Annotated in this window: 16 protein-coding genes; 8 read left to right on the top strand and 8 right to left on the bottom strand. The window is 44.9% G+C overall.

What is annotated here, in order from left to right:
* Window positions 1-4: 4 nt before the first annotated feature.
* Window positions 5-2,116, top strand: coding sequence for a glycoside hydrolase family 36 protein (locus RBI_RS12385; protein WP_041337411.1), 2,112 nt, complete (start codon window positions 5-7; stop codon window positions 2,114-2,116).
* A gap of 6 nt (window positions 2,117-2,122) precedes the next feature.
* Here RBI_RS12385 and lnt read toward each other — a convergent pair whose 3' ends face one another.
* Entirely contained in the window at window positions 2,123-3,550 is a 1,428-nt protein-coding gene (gene lnt, locus RBI_RS12380; RefSeq protein ID WP_081856060.1) for an apolipoprotein N-acyltransferase, read from the bottom strand.
* A gap of 60 nt (window positions 3,551-3,610) precedes the next feature.
* Between lnt and RBI_RS12375 the strand changes: the two genes are divergently transcribed.
* Together RBI_RS12375 and RBI_RS12370 are read left to right on the top strand one after the other, a co-directional pair.
* The gene (locus tag RBI_RS12375) at window positions 3,611-4,963 is read left to right on the top strand and encodes a CCA tRNA nucleotidyltransferase (protein WP_041337409.1); all 1,353 of its coding nucleotides are present in this window, start codon (window positions 3,611-3,613) and stop codon (window positions 4,961-4,963) included.
* Window positions 4,923-5,417 (top strand): VanZ family protein, encoded by a 495-nt coding sequence (locus tag RBI_RS12370; protein ID WP_081856059.1) that lies wholly within the window; start codon window positions 4,923-4,925, stop codon window positions 5,415-5,417. Before RBI_RS12375 ends, RBI_RS12370 begins: the two co-directional genes overlap by 41 nt.
* Window positions 5,418-5,538: 121 nt before the next feature.
* On the opposite strand, the gene RBI_RS12365 is transcribed toward RBI_RS12370, so the two are convergent.
* Complete coding sequence (locus tag RBI_RS12365) at window positions 5,539-5,955, bottom strand: Hsp20/alpha crystallin family protein (protein WP_041337408.1); 417 nt, start codon at window positions 5,953-5,955, stop codon at window positions 5,539-5,541.
* A 273-nt stretch (window positions 5,956-6,228) separates the two neighbouring features.
* The gene (gene sigK, locus RBI_RS12360) at window positions 6,229-6,918 is read right to left on the bottom strand and encodes an RNA polymerase sporulation sigma factor SigK (protein WP_041337407.1); all 690 of its coding nucleotides are present in this window, start codon (window positions 6,916-6,918) and stop codon (window positions 6,229-6,231) included.
* 256 nt (window positions 6,919-7,174) lie between these two features.
* Here sigK and ptsP point away from each other — a divergent pair, with 256 nt between their 5' ends.
* From ptsP to RBI_RS12335, 5 genes are all read left to right on the top strand, one after another.
* The gene (ptsP, locus tag RBI_RS12355) at window positions 7,175-8,842 is read left to right on the top strand and encodes a phosphoenolpyruvate--protein phosphotransferase (protein ID WP_041337406.1); all 1,668 of its coding nucleotides are present in this window, start codon (window positions 7,175-7,177) and stop codon (window positions 8,840-8,842) included.
* A gap of 282 nt (window positions 8,843-9,124) precedes the next feature.
* Entirely contained in the window at window positions 9,125-9,856 is a 732-nt protein-coding gene (locus RBI_RS12350) for a hypothetical protein (RefSeq protein ID WP_041337405.1), read from the top strand.
* Window positions 9,849-10,805: an ABC transporter ATP-binding protein gene (locus RBI_RS12345; RefSeq protein WP_041337404.1), complete on the top strand. Its 957-nt coding sequence runs from the start codon at window positions 9,849-9,851 to the stop codon at window positions 10,803-10,805. The genes RBI_RS12350 and RBI_RS12345 overlap by 8 nt, the downstream gene beginning before the upstream one ends.
* Entirely contained in the window at window positions 10,798-12,120 is a 1,323-nt protein-coding gene (locus RBI_RS14295) for an ABC transporter permease (RefSeq protein ID WP_051706923.1), read from the top strand. The genes RBI_RS12345 and RBI_RS14295 overlap by 8 nt, the downstream gene beginning before the upstream one ends.
* Before the next feature lie 184 nt (window positions 12,121-12,304).
* Window positions 12,305-13,156 carry a putative manganese transporter gene (locus tag RBI_RS12335; RefSeq protein ID WP_022287705.1) on the top strand — a complete coding sequence of 284 codons (852 nt, stop codon included), beginning with the start codon at window positions 12,305-12,307 and terminating at the stop codon, window positions 13,154-13,156.
* A 116-nt stretch (window positions 13,157-13,272) separates the two neighbouring features.
* Here the strand turns inward: RBI_RS12335 and RBI_RS12330 are convergent, their stop codons facing one another.
* From RBI_RS12330 to spoIIP, 5 genes are all read right to left on the bottom strand, one after another.
* Window positions 13,273-14,604 (bottom strand): sensor histidine kinase, encoded by a 1,332-nt coding sequence (locus RBI_RS12330; RefSeq protein WP_242843697.1) that lies wholly within the window; start codon window positions 14,602-14,604, stop codon window positions 13,273-13,275.
* Window positions 14,605-14,629: 25 nt separating this feature from the next.
* Window positions 14,630-15,307, bottom strand: a complete 678-nt coding sequence (locus tag RBI_RS12325; RefSeq protein WP_022287707.1) for a response regulator transcription factor — start codon at window positions 15,305-15,307, stop codon at window positions 14,630-14,632.
* 427 nt (window positions 15,308-15,734) lie between these two features.
* Entirely contained in the window at window positions 15,735-16,001 is a 267-nt protein-coding gene (locus RBI_RS12320; RefSeq protein WP_022287708.1) for a hypothetical protein, read from the bottom strand.
* A 216-nt stretch (window positions 16,002-16,217) separates the two neighbouring features.
* Window positions 16,218-17,612 carry a C40 family peptidase gene (locus RBI_RS12315; protein ID WP_051706920.1) on the bottom strand — a complete coding sequence of 465 codons (1,395 nt, stop codon included), beginning with the start codon at window positions 17,610-17,612 and terminating at the stop codon, window positions 16,218-16,220.
* A 172-nt stretch (window positions 17,613-17,784) separates the two neighbouring features.
* The gene (gene spoIIP, locus RBI_RS12310) at window positions 17,785-18,948 is read right to left on the bottom strand and encodes a stage II sporulation protein P (RefSeq protein WP_041337401.1); all 1,164 of its coding nucleotides are present in this window, start codon (window positions 18,946-18,948) and stop codon (window positions 17,785-17,787) included.
* Window positions 18,949-18,977: the final 29 nt, after the last annotated feature.

Here is an 18,977-nt window from a genome sequence, read left to right as displayed (position 1 = left end):
CCATATGAAACGTATTGAGATATATGAAAACGGCATTAATATAGTATTTGAGATAACAGACGAGAACGAGGCAAAGCTTCTGCACTTCTCTGCTCTGCCTTTTGATGAAGCCAAGACGGCTTCATACATGGGGCTTAAAACTTTCAGACCTGTAGAGATACAGGCGAGCGGTATCGACCGCCCTGACGAGCGTCACGGCAACAAATATATCGTGACCGCTCCGGGTTGGAGAATGAAGTTCAAGGACTTCCGTGATGTGAACAATGATTACGGCAGAAAGCTTGAACTTGTGACATTTGATGAGGGCACAGGTCTTGAAGCTGTGTCCCACTATCAGTTTTACACCGGCACGTCTGTTGTACGCTGTTGGACTACCCTCACAAACAAGGGCAGCGAGGTGCAGACCATTGAATATATATCCTCCTTTGCGCTGACGGGCGTAGAAAAAGAGGGGCTTAAAAAGCCTGAGGACAAGATGAAGATATGGGTATGCCACAACTCATGGCAGCGTGAATTGCAGTGGCAGGACTACACCCTTGAACAGGTGGGGCTTGCGTCCTCTGCTAAGCCTACGGAACAGCGTTCATCAAAGGTATTTGCCTGCACAAACGTTGGAAACTGGTCGGCAAAGGAATACATACCAATGGGTGTGCTTGAAAACACAGAAGCAGGCTCGGTGCTGTTTTGGCAGATAGAGCAAAACGGCTCTTGGCACTGGGAGCTTTCGGACGTGGGAGGACACTTCTATTTACAGCTTTCTGGGCCGTCGGAGATAGAGTCCCACTGGTATAAAAACCTTGTGCCTAACGAGAGCATAGAAAGCGTGAAATGTGCAGTAGGCTCGGTGACAGGAAGCTTTGATAAGGCTATGGGCGAGCTGACGAAATACCGCAGAAAAATACGTCGCCGCAACAAGGATAATCAGAGGCTTGCGGTAATATTCAACGACTACATGAACTGTCTGTGGGGCGACCCTACGGCAGAAAAGGAGTTTCCCCTTGTGGACGCTGCGGCAGAAGCAGGCTGTGAATATTTCTGCATTGACGCAGGCTGGTATGCTGACGGCTTTTGGTGGGACGAGGTCGGTGAATGGAAAGAGAGCAGAAAGCGTTTTCCTAACGGCGTAAAGGAAGTTGCCGACTATATCCGCAAAAAGGGCATGATACCCGGGCTTTGGCTTGAAATAGAGGTCATGGGAATAAAGTGTCCGCTTGTGGACAGCGTTTGCGATGACAGTTGGTTCTTCACACGTCACGGCAAGAGAGTCTATGACAGAAGCCGTTATCAGCTTGATTTCAGGAATCCGAAAGTCCGTGCTCACGCTGACGAGGTAATAGACAGGCTCGTTTCGGAATACGGCATTGGCTACATAAAAATGGATTACAACATAGAGCCTGGTATAGGCACTGAGCAGAACTGCGACAGCGTTGGCGAGGGTCTGTGGGGTCATGAAAAGGCTTACCTTGAATGGCTTGACGGTGTTTTTGCTCGTCACCCTGACCTTATTATAGAAAACTGCTCCAGCGGTGGACTCAGAATGGACTATGCGATGCTTTCAAGATACTCCATTCAGTCCACATCAGATCAAGACGATTACAAAAAATACTGCACCATTGCGGCGAACTCCCCTACTGCCCTTTGCCCTGAGCAATCGGCTATCTGGGCTTATCCTATCACATCAGGTGACAGAGAAGAAGTTGTTTTCAACATGATAAATGCAATGCTTCTGCGTATCCACCAGAGCGGTCACCTTGGCAACATCGACCCTGAGCGCAAGGCGCTTGTTAAAGAGGCTATCAGCGTTTACAAGAAGATAAGGGCGGACATAAAGGAAGCAGTGCCGTTCTGGAGCTTGGGACTGTCCAAATTTTCGGACGACTGGGTATCTCTCGGTCTGAGAAACGGCAACAAGGCTTATCTTGCCGTATGGAGGAGAGAGGGCAAGAGCGACACCTGCGTTTTGCCTATCGACTTCCTCAAGGGTGTTGACGCAAGGGTGAAGTGCATTTATCCTGATTTCAGCGAAACCCCTGTGGAGTTTTCAAAGGCGACAGGCAATGTTTCTGTTAAGTTTGACAGACCTTATATGGCTAGACTTTTTGAGATAGAGTGGTAAAAAAAGTTACCTGCCAATAAGGGTAACTTTTCCCCACACCGCACCTTTTGATTTGTCCGATTTTACGGACAGTTGCTCGCCTGTGGGAGATATTATCGCTGATATTCCGCAGTTTCCTGCACGGAGGACATATCTTCTGTTCTCAACGGCTCGCATTATGCAGTGGCGGTAATGCTGTTCACGGGCGGAGCTTTTGCCAAACCATGAATCGTTGGTGGAAACGCAAATTATCTGTGCGCCCTGCTCTTTCTGTCGGCTCACAAGGCTTGGAAAAATGGACTCTATGCAGATAACAGAGCCTATGGTCATGCCGTCTGAGGCGAGGGGCTTGGTGCGTCTTTCGTCTGCACATTCGCTCATAGTGTCAAGGTGGAAAATGCCTGCAAAAGGTGTCTTTTCACCGAAAGGCACAAGCACTTGTTTCAGGTAGGGCGAAGACGCAATGCCGTTTTTATCATAGGCGAAAAGAGCGTTGTAATCCTTGCCGTTTTCAAGATAGAACGAGCCTGTCACAAGGGTACACCCATGGGTGGCGGCAAAGTCTGATATAAGGGAAAATTCTTTTAGCTGTTCGTCATAGTCTTTCGACACGGCAGTTTCAGGAAGCAGAACAAGATCAGTACCCCACCGCCAACAGCTTTCCATTATAGAAAGATAGGAGCGTGCTGAGTCAAGGGCTTTACGGTGTGATTTTTCCCTGCCCTCCAGACTATCCTGTGCGCAGATAACGTCTATCTGAGGGTAGATGTTATCAAGCTTTTTGTCGAGGTTTATGGAATAAAGTCCGTAGCTTAAATTTGCCCCCTGCAAAAGCAGTGCAAAGGCGGTGTAGGCAAAACGCTTTTTGCTTGTATATATCTCCCCATGCAGACCGTTGAGCAGGAAAATTATAAAGCTTGTAAGGCGGCAGCTTATGAGCGTGGCGGATTGCAAAAGCAGTGGCGAACTTGTTACAGATAGCCATGCCGCAGACCACGGAAACGCCAAAATCGGAACTTTCTCTTGAAGCCACTCCCCTGCTGTCAAAAGCAGGCAGAGCAAAACTATCTCAGACAAACGGTGTTTAAGATGCGGTCGCAGGGGCAGGAAAAGGCTCAGTGGAAGATACATAAGGATACACTCCCACAAGGTCAGACCTAACCACGCTAAAGTGGCAAGAGGTATAGAGGCAAAGGACGGCAGAGGACATATTTTCCATATGGTGAGCATAAAAGTGAGCTGAAAAAGATAATATGGTACAAAAAAGCACAGAAAATCAAGCCTGAAAGCCTTTTTTTCATGGCAGACTGACAGGCAATGCACCATTGGCGCAAATATAAAAAAAGCAAGCCACGGCAAATTCAAGATAGATTGCATAAGTGCGCTCACTATACCCGTGAGGGCGAGGAACGCTCTCCGTGAGATTTTGGGGTCAATTATTTTCGAGATATTCATGTAAATATTATGACCCGAAAGTCGCACATAATTCACAAAACTATAAAGGGAGGCAGTAAATTGGAGATCTTTATTCCGCAGTTTGTCAGGACGGCTCTTGACAGGCTGAATGAGTGCGGCTACGAGGGATATATAGTCGGTGGCTGTGTAAGAGATAGTTTGCTTGGCAAAAAGCCTCATGATTACGATGTCTGCACAAACTGCACCCCTGACAAAATGCTTGAAGTTTTCGCAAATTTCCGCACTATTGAAACCGGGCTAAAGCATGGCACGCTCACTGTTTTGATAGAGGGCGAGCCGGTGGAGATAACCTGTTATCGCAGTGACGGAGAGTATATAGGGCATAGAAAGCCTGCTCAGGTGACATTTGAAAGCTCGCTGGAGGAGGACTTAAAACGTCGTGACTTTACGGTGAACGCTATGGCATACTCACCGAAAGAGGGGCTTATTGACCTTTACGGTGGACAAGGCGACCTTGCAAGGGGCGTTATAACATGCGTTGGCGAGCCTGAAAAGCGTTTTGACGAGGACGCTTTGAGGATATTAAGAGGGCTGAGATTTTCTTCATGCCTTGGGTTCGAGATCGAGGAAAAGACCTCAAAGGCTATACTTGAACAACGTGAGCTTTTAAAAAGCATTTCTGCCGAACGCATTGCGTCGGAGCTTAAAAAGCTTCTCTGCGGAAAGGGTGCAAGGAAGATATTGCTTGACTATCGTGAGGTCATAGCGGTGTTCATACCTGAGCTTCGGGAAAGCTTTGATTTCAGGCAGAACAATCCCCACCATTTCCTTGATGTTTACGGTCACATTTGTTTGAGCGTTGAGAACGTCAGACCACAGTGGCAGATGAGGCTTACTATGCTTCTTCACGATATTGGCAAGCCGAGAATGCACACTGTTGACGAGAACGGCATTTCCCACTTTAAAAAGCACCAGTTCCAGGGGGCTTACATGGCGGAGAAGATATTAAAAAGGCTCAGGATAGACAATGCGTCGGCGAAATATATTTATGAGCTTATATGGGAGCATGACAACAGGATACCTGCCACGAAAAAGTCGGTGCGGAGATTTATGGCTCAGCATGACTTTGACTTTGTTATGGATTATCTGGAGGTGCGCAGGGCTGACACATATGCCCAGTCGGACTACAAACGGCAGGAAAAGCTTGCAGAACTTGACCATATCGCAGAGCTTGCAATTGAGATAAAAGAGGACAACGAGTGTATCCACATTTGCGACCTTGACATAAACGGCAAAGATCTTATACAAATGGGCTTTGGCGGAAAGAATATAGGCATTGGGCTGGAGCTTGCATTGAATGGTGTTATAGACGAAAAGGTGGAAAACAAAAAAGAGGAGCTGAAAGGCTACATTGAAAGCAACTTCAAAAGGCAGGATAAAGATAATACTTAAAGGGTTGGCACTTGTGCTGTGGTGCGTGGTGATATTCATGTTTTCGGCAAACAATGCTGACGAGTCCAACAAGCAATCAAATGCGGTGTTTAACGCAGTGATAGAATTTGTCAACCCTGTATATGACAGCCTTGACACTACAGCGCAGGCGGAATACAAGGACACCGCCACGTTCATCATAAGAAAGCTTGCGCATTTCAGCGAATACGCCTTGCTTGGAATACTGGCTTTTATAAATCTTGCTATGGTGAAAAAGCTTGGATACAGAGGGCTTTTTGCGGCAGTTTTTTCTTGCATCTACGCTTCAAGCGATGAGATACATCAGCTTTTCGTGCCGGGGCGTGCAGGGCAGGTGCGTGATGTTCTTATTGACACAAGCGGTGCAGTGGCAGGAATTTTACTTGCCATACTAATACGAAAAATATGGCTTAAAAGCCGTGAGAAAAAATCGTGATAACAAAAAATATCCGTGGGGGCATTTCGCTCTCACGGATATTTTATTCTAGCAAAACCTATTGCAAATCATATCGTGACCCATTGGTATCGCCTCATTCAAAGCCTTGGCTTTACTTAAATCACTTTATCTCAAGTCTTTTGGTTTCAGGCTTTACCTCCTGCATCTTTGGCAGGTCAAGGGTCAGGATACCATTCTTGTACTCTGCGGTGATATTGTTGGTATCAATGCCTGTAAGGTCAAAGCTTCTCTGATAAGAACCGTATGTCCTCTCACGGCGGATATACTTGTCTTTCTTATCCTCTGTCTCTGCCTTATGCTCAGCGGTAAGAACAAGATCATTGCCTGAGATGTCAAGCTTGATATCGTCCTTATCAAAGCCCGGAAGCTCTGCTTCCATTACATATTTGTCGCCCTCGTCCTTGATATCGGTCTTGAAGCTCTGGAGTGCATTTTCTCCAAAGAAATCATTCTCAAAATCATGGAATGCGTTAAACAGGTCGTAACTCTTTCTTTCAAATGGTGTAAGTCCAAACATATAAATTCCTCCTTGATGTGTTATATCTTAATTTATCTTGTAAGCTTTATCATTTATTCTGCTCTTCCATTGGTATCATTTCCTTTCTTCATTGTCTTTATGATACCCCTGCTATATGTTCATTGTGTGAAGATGTTGTGAACATTAGCTGAATTTTAGCGCTCTCATTATGCGAGTGCTAGCATATCAGTTTTATGAGTGCTAAAGCAATGTCATGACATGATATGATAATCAGCGGGCGAACGCTGTTCGCCCCTACTGCGTCAACGCCTATCACTGCTTATCGAAGCGGTCTTTAAGAAGCTTCAAGGCTTTCTTTTCTATCCTTGAAACATAGGAACGTGAGATACCAAGGCGTTTTGCGACTTCTCGCTGCGGCAGTTGCGGCTGACCGAAAAGGCCATAGCGCAGAGTGACTATCTGTCTTTCACGCTCATCAAGGGAGCTTTCGATATAGCGGTAGAGCTGTTCACTGCGAATGGAAAGCTCTATTTTGTCGGCAACATCCTCTCCGTCTGCGATTATGTCGATAAGGCAAAGCTGATTGCCGTCCTTATCGGAGTCAACAGGCTCGTCAAAGTGGATATCGTTGGCAGATTTTTTCTGGGAGCGGAAGTGCATTAGTATCTCGTTCTCCACGCACCTGCTCCCATAGGTGGCGAAGCGACAGCCTTTCTTGTGGTCAAATGTTGACACAGCTTTTATTAGACCGATAGTGCCGATAGAGATAAGATCCTCCTGATCTGTGGAATTTGAATAATACTTTTTTATAATGTGTGCCACAAGACGGAGATTGTGTTCGATAAGCTTATCCTTTGCCGCCTTGTCACCCTGCGCCATTCTCTCAAAACACTCACGCTCCTCCTTCGCTGAAAGCGGTTTTGGAAACACGCTGCGGCTGTCAAAATGCAGTGCGAAAAATAGAAAATTCCCCGTAAGCAGTTCAAACAGTGCTGAAAACATATTTGTCCCTCCTTATATAAAGTATCGCTCATACGCTTTTTAATCATATGATTTTTAGGGATTGTACTATTCTGATTTTGACATAAGGTCGCAAAATGTTTCTGATTTGTTAAATTTGCTGAAATATTGATCGTCTTGTTTGCTAAAATCACGAATATTGTTAACGTTTTGTAAACAGACGGCATTTTACTTTTATCATTAATCAAAGGGTGATATAATTATATCAGATAGGTATGTTTTTTGGGGGTGAGCGCTCATGACAAGCATAAAAGGACGATCGGTATTCGGAAGCATTGCAAGAGGAAAGCTGACCTTTTATCATCGTGACGAATTTATCATCAACAAGATAAAAGTGTCCGACCCTGAACTTGAATACAAAAAATATGTCAAGGCTAAAAACGCTGCTCTTGTGGAGCTTGGGGAGCTTTATGACCGTGCAAGGTTAAGCGTTGGGGAAGGCGACGCTCAAATATTTGTGATACACCAAATGCTTATCACCGACGAGCAATACGACAGCAGTATTCGCACAAAGATACTTGACGAGCATTTCAATGCCGATTATGCAGTTGCAAGCACTTCAAGAAGCTTTGCGGAGATGCTGGCACAAATGGACAGCGAATATATGCAAAGCAGAGCGGCTGACGTCAAGGACGTTTCAAACAGACTTTTAAGACACATATTAAACTGTGCCGACAAGCTTCCCATACTCAGAGAGAATGCCATTATCTGTACCGGCGACCTTATGCCCTCAGAAACCCTGCTCATGGACAAGACGAAGATAAAGGGCTTCTGCACAAGGTCCGGTTCTGTGAACTCTCATACTGCGATACTTGCGAAAAATCTTGGCATACCTGCCATTGTGAACGTTGGAGCGGAGCTTTCTGACGAATACGAGGGCAAGGAAGCCGTTCTTGACGGCTACAGCGGAACGCTTTACATAGAGCCTGATGAGCATACTCTCAGACAGCTTGAATACAAGGAAGCCGTTGAGGGCAGGAAAAAGGAACTTCTCACAAGGCTCAAAGGCAGAAAAAACATCACTCGTGACGGACATGAGATAAAGATATATGCGAATATACTCAACTCTGAGGAGCTTGAATTGGCGGTAAAAAACGACGCAGGGGGGATAGGTCTTTTCAGAACAGAGTTTATGTGCTTTGACAGACCTGCTTTTCCTGACGAGGATTTTCAGTTTTACACCTACCGCAAGGCATTGGAGGCAATGGAGGGTAAAGAGGTCATAATAGGCACTTATGATATAGGTGCAGACAAGATACCAGATTGTGCAGACATGAGTGCTGAGAGAAATCCCTCTATGGGCTGTAGAGGCATACGATTTTGTCTTGAAAGAGAAAGCATATTCAAAACACAGCTAAGGGCGTTATACAGAGCGTCTGTTTACGGACAGCTTTCAATACTTCTGCCTATGGTCATAGACGTGAGCGAGATACTGAGAGTGAAAGAGCTTATCGTGCAGGTCAAGGCAGAGCTTATAAAAGAGGGCAAGAAATTTGCCGACAATGTTAAGCTCGGGGCAATGATAGAGACCCCTGCGGCGGTGATGACAAGCGATATCATAGCCAAAGAGGTGGATTTTTTCAACATCGGCACTAACGACCTTGAGCAGTTCACCTTTGCACTTGACAGGCAAAACCCATGTTATGACAGGGTATCACCGAAAAATCACAGGGCACTGCTTAGAATGATAAAAATGGTGTGCGACAACGCCCATGCAAACGGCATAAAAGCAGGCATCTGCGGTGAGATAGCAGGCGACCCAACGCTCACAGAGATATTTCTGGAGCTTGATGTGGATATGCTGTCGGTAGTTCCGTCAAGGGTACTGCCGCTGAGAAAGGCGGTAAGGAGCATAAGTCTTAAAGACCCGAAAAAGGCAGAGAATGACCTGAAGCTGTTTTTATAAAAAGGATAATTTTCCTCATTTCATATAGGCGGTGGAATACGTTATCGTGCGTGTTCCACCGCCTTTTTGCTTTGCTTGCAAATACGCTAATAAGGAGAGCGAACTGTTCACCACTACAGATATTTAAACAAAGAATGTATTTTATCTTATGGTCTGTATGGTTGTCTTATGAAAATCTTAAGCGTTTCTTAAAGCGGTTGACAGTTGGAACGGGCTATGATAAACTTATATACGCCACTAAAAAATACGTCTGAAAAAGATAAAACACAAGGAGGAGAAACTTTGAAACTAAGAAACATAAACAGAGGTCTGGTTCTTGGCGGTGTGCTTGCGCTGGGCGTTGTATGCTACACAGCGTATGATAACAACCAGTTCAAGACTTCCAAGCCTGAGATAGAACAGACCATGAGGGATTATATCGCAGACTTGACAAGTGCAAACGTTGGAAGCAGTGATAAGTTAAAAAGTCAACTTACAGATTTTGTGGATAAGCATTATGCTGACTACACCACTTCTGACAATGAGTACGCTTCGTCAAAGTCAGGACTTCTGGACGAAATAAACCAAGCTGAAGTTGCAACGCAAGGAGGAGATATCACCTCGGCTGAGTATGACATAAAAGAGATGTCAATAAACAAGAGTGGAGCTGACGGAGCAAAGGTCACTATGATATACAATGTGTGCTATGACGTATCAAAGGGCGACCCAACTTTTCTCACAACCAACGGCATAAACACCATGACAAGCGGTAACTACACAAATTCCGACAACTATGAACCCAGCACATCTTCATACAAGGCGATTTTCAGTTATGAAAATGCTGAATTTTATCTTTTGCGTACATCTGACGGCTGGAAGATAGCAACGTCCAGCGACTATGGATATGGCGAGGATTACAGCTTTGATGATAACAACAGTGACAGCGTGGCTGATGAAAGCAAGGCTGAGTCTGAGATAGTTCCGGACAGCAGTGCAGAAAATACTGACAGCGAGGGGGCAGACAGCGTTGAGTGATACTATTCTAAAGATAAGGGGGCTTAACAAGACCCTTGGCAAAAAGCAGATACTTCACAGCATAGATATGGAGTGTTACAGTGGCGAGGTCTACGGCTTTCTCGGTCCTAACGGTGCAGGAAAGACCACAACTATAAAGATAGCAGTGGGACTTTTACAGCTTGACGAGGGGGAAATATCCATTAACGGAAAGGATATCAGAAAAGACTTTGAGGGCGCAATGGCAAACGTTGGAGGCATTGTTGAAAACCCTGAAATGTACAAGTATCTTTCGGGCATGGAAAATCTCCGTCAGTATGCAAGAATGAGAGAGGGAGTAACTGAGGAGCGTATCAAAGAGGTGGTGGAGCTTGTAAGGCTTTCAAACCGCATTAATGACAAGGTGTCGAAATACTCTCTGGGTATGCGTCAGCGTCTTGGCGTTGCGCAGGCTATCCTTCACAGACCAAAGCTTCTTATCCTTGACGAGCCTACAAACGGTCTTGACCCGCAGGGCATAAAGGAGCTTCGTGACATACTTAAAGAGCTTGCTCACAAGGAAGGTACTTGCGTTGTGGTATCGTCACATCTCATGAGCGAAATGGAAATGATGTGCGACAGAGTGGGCATTATCGCAAACGGAAAAATGATAGGCTCATACACAATGGAGGAGCTTATCTCACAGTCTGACAGCTCAATTGCTGAATATGTACTTGAAGTTGACGACCCACAAAAGGCTATGGGTCTTATAAAGCTCGCAGACGAGGGCAAGCGTATCGACAAGGAAACAGGTGCAGTTGTCCTTTCTATCCCTGCGGAAATAGAGAAGAAAAAGATAGCCTCGGTGAATAAGACGCTTATCGAGGGCGGAGTTTCACTTTACACTGTTCACCGCAGAGAGAACAAGAAGCTTGAGGACGTATTCATCGAGCTTACAGGAGGAAAGGAAGGGGGCGTACAGATTGGCTAGATTTTTCAGACTTGTGAAAAACGAGTACATAAAGGTTTTCAAAAAGCTATCAACAAAAATAATGATCGTGCTTATAATAATATGTGCGCTTGGACTTTCAGGCATTGCACTTTTTGCAAAGCACAATATGGAGAGCAATAACTATTCAAGCTATGACGCAACTGGTGATTATCAGGAAACCATAGATTGGCTCAAAAACACAAACGGCGACCCTAACGAGATCGCAATGTGGCAGTATCTTATGGACAACGATATCGACAGCGATGATTGGAGATATGATGTACTGTCAGCCGTATTCGCAAACGGCACTGGTGATATGTCAGGAATAAAGAAGTATCTTGACGACAACGATTGGCGTGGCTTCTGTCAATACAGGCTGGATAATGACATACTCACAGAGGGCGAAAAGTGGGAATATCAATACAGGTTGGACAAGGATATTTCCTTTGACAAGTCAAACGAGAAGAAAAACGATCTTATCATGACAGTTGCAAACGCAAAAAACACCATTGCGACCATGGGCGACGCAAAGTCTGACGGACAGAACAGCAGAGCAAAGCTGGAGGATAATATAAAACTTGCACTCTATCAGCTTGACAATGATAAGCTCGACAACACAGCAAACCAAATGACGCTGTTTGAAACAGACGAGCCTGAGCAGATAACATTCTGGACTGTGTTTCTCACAAGCACTTCCCTTGTAACGGTAGTCGCACTGCTTGCTATCGTTATCGCAGGCGGCATTGTATCCTCTGAATTTTCACAGGGAACTGTCAAGTTCCTGCTTATAAACCCTGTTAAACGCTGGAAGATACTGATGTCAAAATACTTCACTGTCATCACAGTAGGTTACATAATGCTTTGCATACTTTTCGTTGTGATGATACCTATTACAGGGCTTATGCTCGGCTTTGACGGCTTCTCAACGCCTTATATCTATGTAAGCGGCGGCGATGTAAAGGAAATGCCTACACTGCTTTATGCGGCAGAGCAATATCTGATGAAAAGCGTTGAAATGGTGGTAATGTCAACACTGGCGTTTGCTATCTCGTCACTTGTAAGAAGCACAGCCCTTGCTATCGGCGTCAGCGTATTCACAATGTGCATAGGCTCAACGGTCACACAGCTTTTGGGTCAGCTTGGACAGGATTGGGCAAGATTCCTTGTGTTCGCAAACACAGACCTTGCTTCTATCTCAAAGGGCTACTCAATATTTGCTCAGCACAGCCTGACCTTTGCCGTAGGCGTTCTAATAGCACACATGGTGGTGTTCCTACTCACCGCATGGGACGGCTTTACAAAGCGTTCTGTATAAAACAGAATAAAAACATCAAACGGGCGGAGAAATTTCGCTCGTTTTTTTGTTGCTGAAAAGGGTAAACAAATGAACAGATTATCATATAAACATAAGATTGACAAGGATGAATAAATATTGTATAATAGTCGAGTTGATACAGAGATCGTTTTAAGACCATGGATATTTTACAGGAGATAGATATATGTTTGAAACTTTAGTTGACGTTTTTCTTGACGCATTAATAGACAGCCTTAAGATACTGCCTTTTCTGTTCGGAGTTTATCTGCTTATAGAGTATATAGAACATCGTTCTGCCGACAAGCTTGGAAAGGCTCTTAGAAAAATGGGACCTTTTGGTGCGATAGGAGGAAGCATACTTGGAGCAGTGCCGCAGTGCGGATTTTCCGTTGTGGCTTCCAACCTTTACTCAGGCAGGCTCATCACAATGGGAACTCTCATTTCGGTATACCTTGCCACAAGCGACGAGGCAATACCAATGATGATAGCAAACCCTGCATTTGCCGGCAAGCTTTGGCAGCTTATTCTTATAAAGGTAGCTGTGGCTATAATAGCAGGTGTGCTTGTTGACCTTATCTTAAAGCTTATGGGCAAAAAACAGGACGAAGAGCCTTTCAAGGAGATTTGTGAGGACTGCGACTGCGAACACCACAGTATTTTGCACTCGGCACTTCACCACACTGTAAGCATAATACTTTTTATATTTGCGGTAAACCTTATTCTCGGTGCGGTAATGGAGTTTGCAGGAGAGGACACTGTTAAGACCCTGCTTATGTCTGACAGCATAGTTCAGCCGTTCATAGCAGGAATAATAGGCTTTATCCCGAACTGTGCGGCTTCTGTTGTTCTCACTCAGCTTTATATTGAGGGCGTTGTGAGCTTCGGCTCGCTTATCGCAGGACTTTGCACAGGAGCAGGAGTGGGACTTCTGGTGCTTTTCAAGACCAACAAGCACAACATGAAAGAGAATTTCGCCATAATGGGAATACTTTATGTTTTCGGCGTGGCAGCAGGCTTTGTGGCAAGTCTGTTCTAAAACATGATAGACAGATAAAAGGAGCAATTCGCAATGAACTGCTCCTTTTTGTTTGCAAAAAATCTTCGTATGTATAATGGGCTGTGATAGGCGGGCGACCCAAGGTTGCCCCTACACTACATCATATCCTCAATAAGATAAGGCAGGCTTATGCGGAAGCAAACGCCGCCTTTTTTCATATCGTTTTCTACCTCTATGCTTCCCTCGGAAAGCTCGATTATCCTTTTTACAAGTGCAAGTCCAAGACCGTTGCCCTCTGTTGCACGGGAGCGGTCGCCCTGATAGAACTTATCAAATATCTTCGCCTTTACGTCAGGGGCTATAGACGGACCGTTGTCCCATATCTCCGCTGAAATATTTTTCTCGTTGCGGAAAAGCTTCACGCTTATCTTTCCGCCCTCCGGAGTGAACTTGATAGCGTTGTTGATGATATTCTGCCATATCTGTGCCATAAGCTCCTCACTGCCCACATACATGATATCCTCAAGGTCGATATCAAGGTCGATTTTTTTCTTCGACCACTCAGGTTCAAGCACAAGAAGTATTTTTCTTATCTGCTCGTCAAGAGAAAATCTTGTCTTTTTGCCCACTGTTTTCTGATTTTCAAGCTTTGTGAGTCTCAAAATATTTGACGAAAGCTTTGAAAGCCGTGATGTTTCGTCGATTATTATCTGCGTGTATTCCTCACGCTCCTGCTCGGTTATATCGTCAGATTGCAGAAGCTTTGCAAAGCCCTGTATGGAAGCCAGGGGCGTTTTGAACTCGTGGGAAACGTTTGAGATAAAGTCACCTCTCAGCGTTTCCGTACCTGCAAGTTCCTCAGCCATTTTGTTAAAGTTCTGCGCAAGTATGCTGTATTCAGGATCAGACGGCTCTCTTACTCTTACCTTAAAATTGCCCTTTGCTATCTCAGCCGCCGCCGCACTAAGATCTCGTATAGGCTGTATAATGCTTCGGCTCATGAACGCTGTTATAATAGTACCGATAACTATACAGACCATAAAAGCTATTATGACAACAAGGTTTACTACCCAGTAAACGCTGTCGCTTGAAAAGCTGTCTATGATAACGAACTTATCATAGACCTGGGAGATTATAGTTGCGTTAGGCACAACGCCCTCTGAGGACACATAATATCCCTTATGCACGATATCTGCAAAATGGTCGTGTACTCTTGAATCGTTTTTATCCACCACTGACAGACTATAGGCTGAATTGTTCACAATGGAAACTATCTCGTCCACAGTGAAGCCGCCCTTTTCTTCAAGCTGATCCATTGCCATGGAAAGCTCCACCAACTGCTGTTCGGCATTGCTTTTCATTACAGGGCTGCACACCATTACAAGCACTGACACCGATATAGAAGCCGACACCAGCATCACAAAGAAAAACATAAGAGTCAGCTTGAACTGCAAACTTGTTTTATTTTTGGCCTTTTTCTTATCCAAACCCCTCACCCCTCAAGCTTATCCCTCACTGCTTTTTCACAGCCTTATAGCCAAGTCCACGAACCGTGACAATATCGAATGACTCACAGCTTCCGTAACGCTCTCTCAGCCTTTTAACGTGAACGTCAACAGTACGCTCGTCAACGTCCTTATCCATTCCCCAAAGCTCGTCAAGGAGCTGGCGGCGTGTGAATATCTTGTCAGGGTAGCTGAGCAGTTTAAAAAGCAGTTTGAACTCCATTTGCGGTATAGTTTCCGCCGCTCCGCCGTCAACCGCCACGCTCATAGCGTCATAATCAAGCACGCAGTTTCCCACAGTAAGAGAATGTTCCGACGCCATTTTTGAACGCCTTAAAAGCGCACCCACACGGAGTATCATCTCATTTATATCAATAGGCTTTACCATATAATCGTCTGTGCCGGCAGAAAAGCCCTCCTGCTTGTCCTCGAAGGTCTCCTTTGCGGTGACCATAAGTATAGGCAAGTTGAAATCAGCCTTTCTGAGCTGTCTTGTAAGCTCATAGCCGTCCATATTCGGCATCATTATATCTGAAATTATAAGGTCTATATTCGTTTTTTCAAGAACGTCCAAAGCCTCCAGACCGTCATTTGCAAGAAAAGTCACATAGCCATGCTGTTTAAGTGCGGCAGACATGAGCTTTCTAAGGCTTGCGTCGTCCTCCACCACAAGTATCTGAAACATAAAATATCCTCCCTCGTAAAAAAATTCCCCAATAATGACATTATAGCTTATAATTGTGAACTGGTGATTAACATTTATTTTTTTCAAAAAACTCTCCGAAATCCCCTGAAAATTCATATTCGGTTCACACAGAACTGGTATTATATAATCACAGCAGAAGATACAAAAAAAGCTTTGGTAATTGGTAAAACTTAAAGTCAGGTTTTTGTCTTCTTTCCCTCTGCGATTCCCCAAGTCGCTGATACATTTCCTCGTCTTTAGGTTTTACCAAATACCAAAGAATCCCTTTCATAATTCTATAAAAAATTAATGCTCATTTCAGCCGATGGAAGTGGGTATTAATTTTTTTGCTCTTTTAGATGCGACAAAAAACCGCAGAAGCCATATAAAATGACCTCTGCGGATATTTTTTTGCCTTTATTAGCCGTTAGCTGCAAAGCTTTTCACGAAGCTCAGCCGCCTTTCCAAGAAGCGCACAGATGTAGCTGTCCACATCAGGCTTTGCAAATCCACCAAGCGCTGAGCCTTTAAGCTTTCGCTGACCTGTTTCTCCGGGGATAACAAAGTTATCACCGTTCTTTTTCTTTTCGATAGCCGACTCCAGCATATAGATCTCGCTGGTTATTGTGTCGATATATTTTAATGTATCAAGCTTATCATAGCCGCCAAAAAAACACGTTTTCAGACTATCCATTATTCTTCCCCCTGCCTTACTGCTGTTTTGTACAGCAATTGTTATCAAAGCCTACAATCTTTATTTGATTTAATTATATCACAAATACTTAGCTTTGTCAATAGGTTTGAAAATGAATGTTCACAGTTAAGTAATTTTATATGAATTTTCGTGGCGTTTTATGTTGAATCATTATAGATATAAAAAAACGCAGCCTTTGCAGACTGCGTTTTTACGTTATATAAGTCTTTTGATTATAGTGATGTTGTTGTATCTTGAAAAATACTCAACATTTGAAATAACGATACCAGTGGCAGTGTTCTGGGCGTGTACCATTTTGCCGTCGCCGATATAGATAGCAACGTGGTAAATGCTCGAGATCGACGCTCCGCCAAAGAAGATAACGTCGCCCTTCTTCATGTTGTTATATGAAACTGTAGTGCCGTATAAAGCCTGCGAAGCCGCATAGTGTGGAAGATTTATTCCCACCTGTGCGAACGAGAGCATCACAAGACCCGAACAATCCGTTGCACCAAACTGCGAACCGCCCCATACATACGCTCCGCCCACCATGCTTTTGGCATATGAAACAACAGTGTCTATTTTAGAACTGCTTGAATTATCAGGCTTAGGTGCAGGCGCTGCTGTTGTGGTGGTAGTGGTCTTTTTGCTTGTTTCAGGCTTTGGCTTAGCTGTTTCCTGCGGAGTTGTGGTAGTCTGAACCGTAGTTTCGTCAGGCTTTTCCGTCTGAGCCGGCTTCTTCGTGGTAGTGGTCTTTTCACCGCTGTTGCCACTCTTTTTGGTGGTGGTAGTCTTTTTCTTGGTGGTGGTCGTAGTCGTGGTGGTATTCGCCTTTGAGGACACCTCCGAATACTTATTGTCCACCTGCTGTGACTTATTTTCAAGGTCGCTCTTATCGTTCTTTATCTGCTCGATAAGCTTGCCCGACTCCTGCTCCATTTTCAGAAGCTCCGCCTGCTCGCACGCCAAAGTTTTCTGCTCCTTGGCATATTCCTCAGCCTTTGATTTGAGCTGTTTTATCTGCTCATCAAGCTCCGCCTTGGTCTTTTCAAGCTTTTTATACTGATCCAAAAGCTCGTTAAGCTCGTCATTATCGTGCTTTGCAACTCTCGTCACAAGCTCTATCCTCATAAGAATATCATAAAAATCAGATGAATTTATCAGCACGTTCGTGTACGAATCTGCTCCGCCTGCAACATACATTGCACGAATACGCTCCATAAAATCGTCCTTGCCCTCGTTTATTGCAGTTTCCTGCAAGTCAAGGCTGTGCTGAGTGTCAAGCTGTTTGCCGTCAAGCTCTGCCATTTGATCTTCAAGCTCAGAGGAATATTTCTCTGAATTTGCTATCTTTTTCTGTATGGATTTATATTTTTTCTTTATAGCCTCAAGGTTGTCCTGCTCGTCGGCAAGCTTTTTGTCAGCGTCAGCTATCTGCTTATCAAGCTCCTGCTGTTGCTTTTTTAGCTCTTCAAGCTGACTGCTGTATGTATCGTTATCCGCCAAAGCGATATCACTTACGCTTCCGTCAGAAAAACCAAAGGCGGCAAAAGCTATGCACAGAGCCATACAGCCTGCGGCTATTCTTTTCATGGGGTAAATTTTTTTCATAATATCAGTTCTCCAAAATATAAGCGTATTATATATTTCTCACGCTGTAACGTTTATGTAGTCCCTTTAATTATAACGCAAAACCCCGTTCTTGTCAAGAAACCAACCGCTAAAAGCCGTATTTTCGGCATTTTAAGACAATTCGCCGCACATATTTTGTGCGTTATTGCACCTATTCTCCTCCGAACATCTCACCCAAGGTCTTTCCTATAAGCTCGCCTGTATACTGTGCCTGAGCGATAGAATTGCCGTGGCTTCCCACCTCTATAAGAAGCGAGCCGGTGGTCAAGTCCTGATTATAGTGGCGATAGTCAAACAGAATAGGACGTGTAAGCCCCTGCCAATCGCTCTCCAAAGCCGACTGCAAGGCACAGGCAAAGTGAAAATTCTTCATATAGTCAGGCATACCCATAGTGCCGTCATCACACCCTGATATTATCATAAGCTGAGCCGCTTCCCTGCCCTCTATCTCCGCCACAGGTGCGAGCCTTGTGCCGTCCTCACGCTCTATGCCGTCACGGTGAACGTCAAGGCATACCTTTATAGAGGGGTACTCCTCCAATATCTGCTTTACCGCCATTCGGCTCGAATCGTAAGAGCCGTCATAGCTGGGATAATCATGCACAAGTGTATCGTGGATATACGCAACGCCTGCTTTGTCAAGCTGTTCGCATATCTTGTCCCCTACCGACAGCATATTCATTTCGGGGTCGGTGGTCTTGCAGGAAAAGGAGCTGTCATAGTGGTCTTTGTCTGTGGGCTCAAAGCTTTCCGTGGCGTGGGTGTGATAAATAAGTATCTGCGGCTCAGAGGAATTTCCGTCTATTTGAAAATCATACGGCTTTGAGCTTTCCTCATAAAGCTCATCATTTGAAAGCTCAGTGCAGTTTCTCACCTGACCGCCGCCGTCAAGGTCGAAATACTGCTCACCGTCATATCTGCCGTAGGTGTATTTTTCTATAACACCATCATTCCCCTCCATGCTTGCAGGATATGGTATCTTGTCCGTCACGTCCTGAGCAGGCAAAGGACTTGGCACTTCTGCGCTTACAGAGGGCGTTTGCTTCTCCTGTGGCGCCATATCCATATCCCATATGCTGTGCTTTGACACCACCGCCGCTTCAAGCTTACTTGGATATGCGGTCTGCGCAGTTGCTTTGCTATCATCATCAGCGGAAAAATAAGGCTTGTATTCTCCCATAGCCACCCCTGCCGCCACAGCCGCCACCCTGCCGAACCTGCTTGCAGATCTTGCATAGAGCCATATCCCCGTGGGCATAACGAACGCCACAATTATAACTGCAACACAACGCAGGCAGACTTTCTTTATATCCAATGCTGTCACTCCCATATACATCTTAGTAT

Source organism: Ruminococcus bicirculans (ex Wegman et al. 2014) (assembly GCF_000723465.1).
Classification (GTDB): Bacteria; Bacillota; Clostridia; order Oscillospirales; family Ruminococcaceae; genus Hominimerdicola; species Hominimerdicola aceti.
Note: the sequence above shows the minus strand (reverse complement) of the source record. Positions and strands in the feature narration are given on the sequence as shown.

Coding starts and splice junctions, on each gene's coding strand:
- sigK (WP_041337407.1), bottom strand. CDS start 6,918: ATGTTTTCAGCACTGTTTGAACTGCTTACGGGGAATTTTCTATTTTTC.
- RBI_RS12385 (WP_041337411.1), top strand. CDS start 5: ATGAAACGTATTGAGATATATGAAAACGGCATTAATATAGTATTTGAG.
- RBI_RS12320 (WP_022287708.1), bottom strand. CDS start 16,001: ATGGATAGTCTGAAAACGTGTTTTTTTGGCGGCTATGATAAGCTTGAT.
- lnt (WP_081856060.1), bottom strand. CDS start 3,550: ATGAATATCTCGAAAATAATTGACCCCAAAATCTCACGGAGAGCGTTC.
- ptsP (WP_041337406.1), top strand. CDS start 7,175: ATGACAAGCATAAAAGGACGATCGGTATTCGGAAGCATTGCAAGAGGA.
- RBI_RS12365 (WP_041337408.1), bottom strand. CDS start 5,955: ATGTTTGGACTTACACCATTTGAAAGAAAGAGTTACGACCTGTTTAAC.
- RBI_RS12315 (WP_051706920.1), bottom strand. CDS start 17,612: ATGAAAAAAATTTACCCCATGAAAAGAATAGCCGCAGGCTGTATGGCT.
- RBI_RS12325 (WP_022287707.1), bottom strand. CDS start 15,307: ATGTTTCAGATACTTGTGGTGGAGGACGACGCAAGCCTTAGAAAGCTC.
- RBI_RS12335 (WP_022287705.1), top strand. CDS start 12,305: ATGTTTGAAACTTTAGTTGACGTTTTTCTTGACGCATTAATAGACAGC.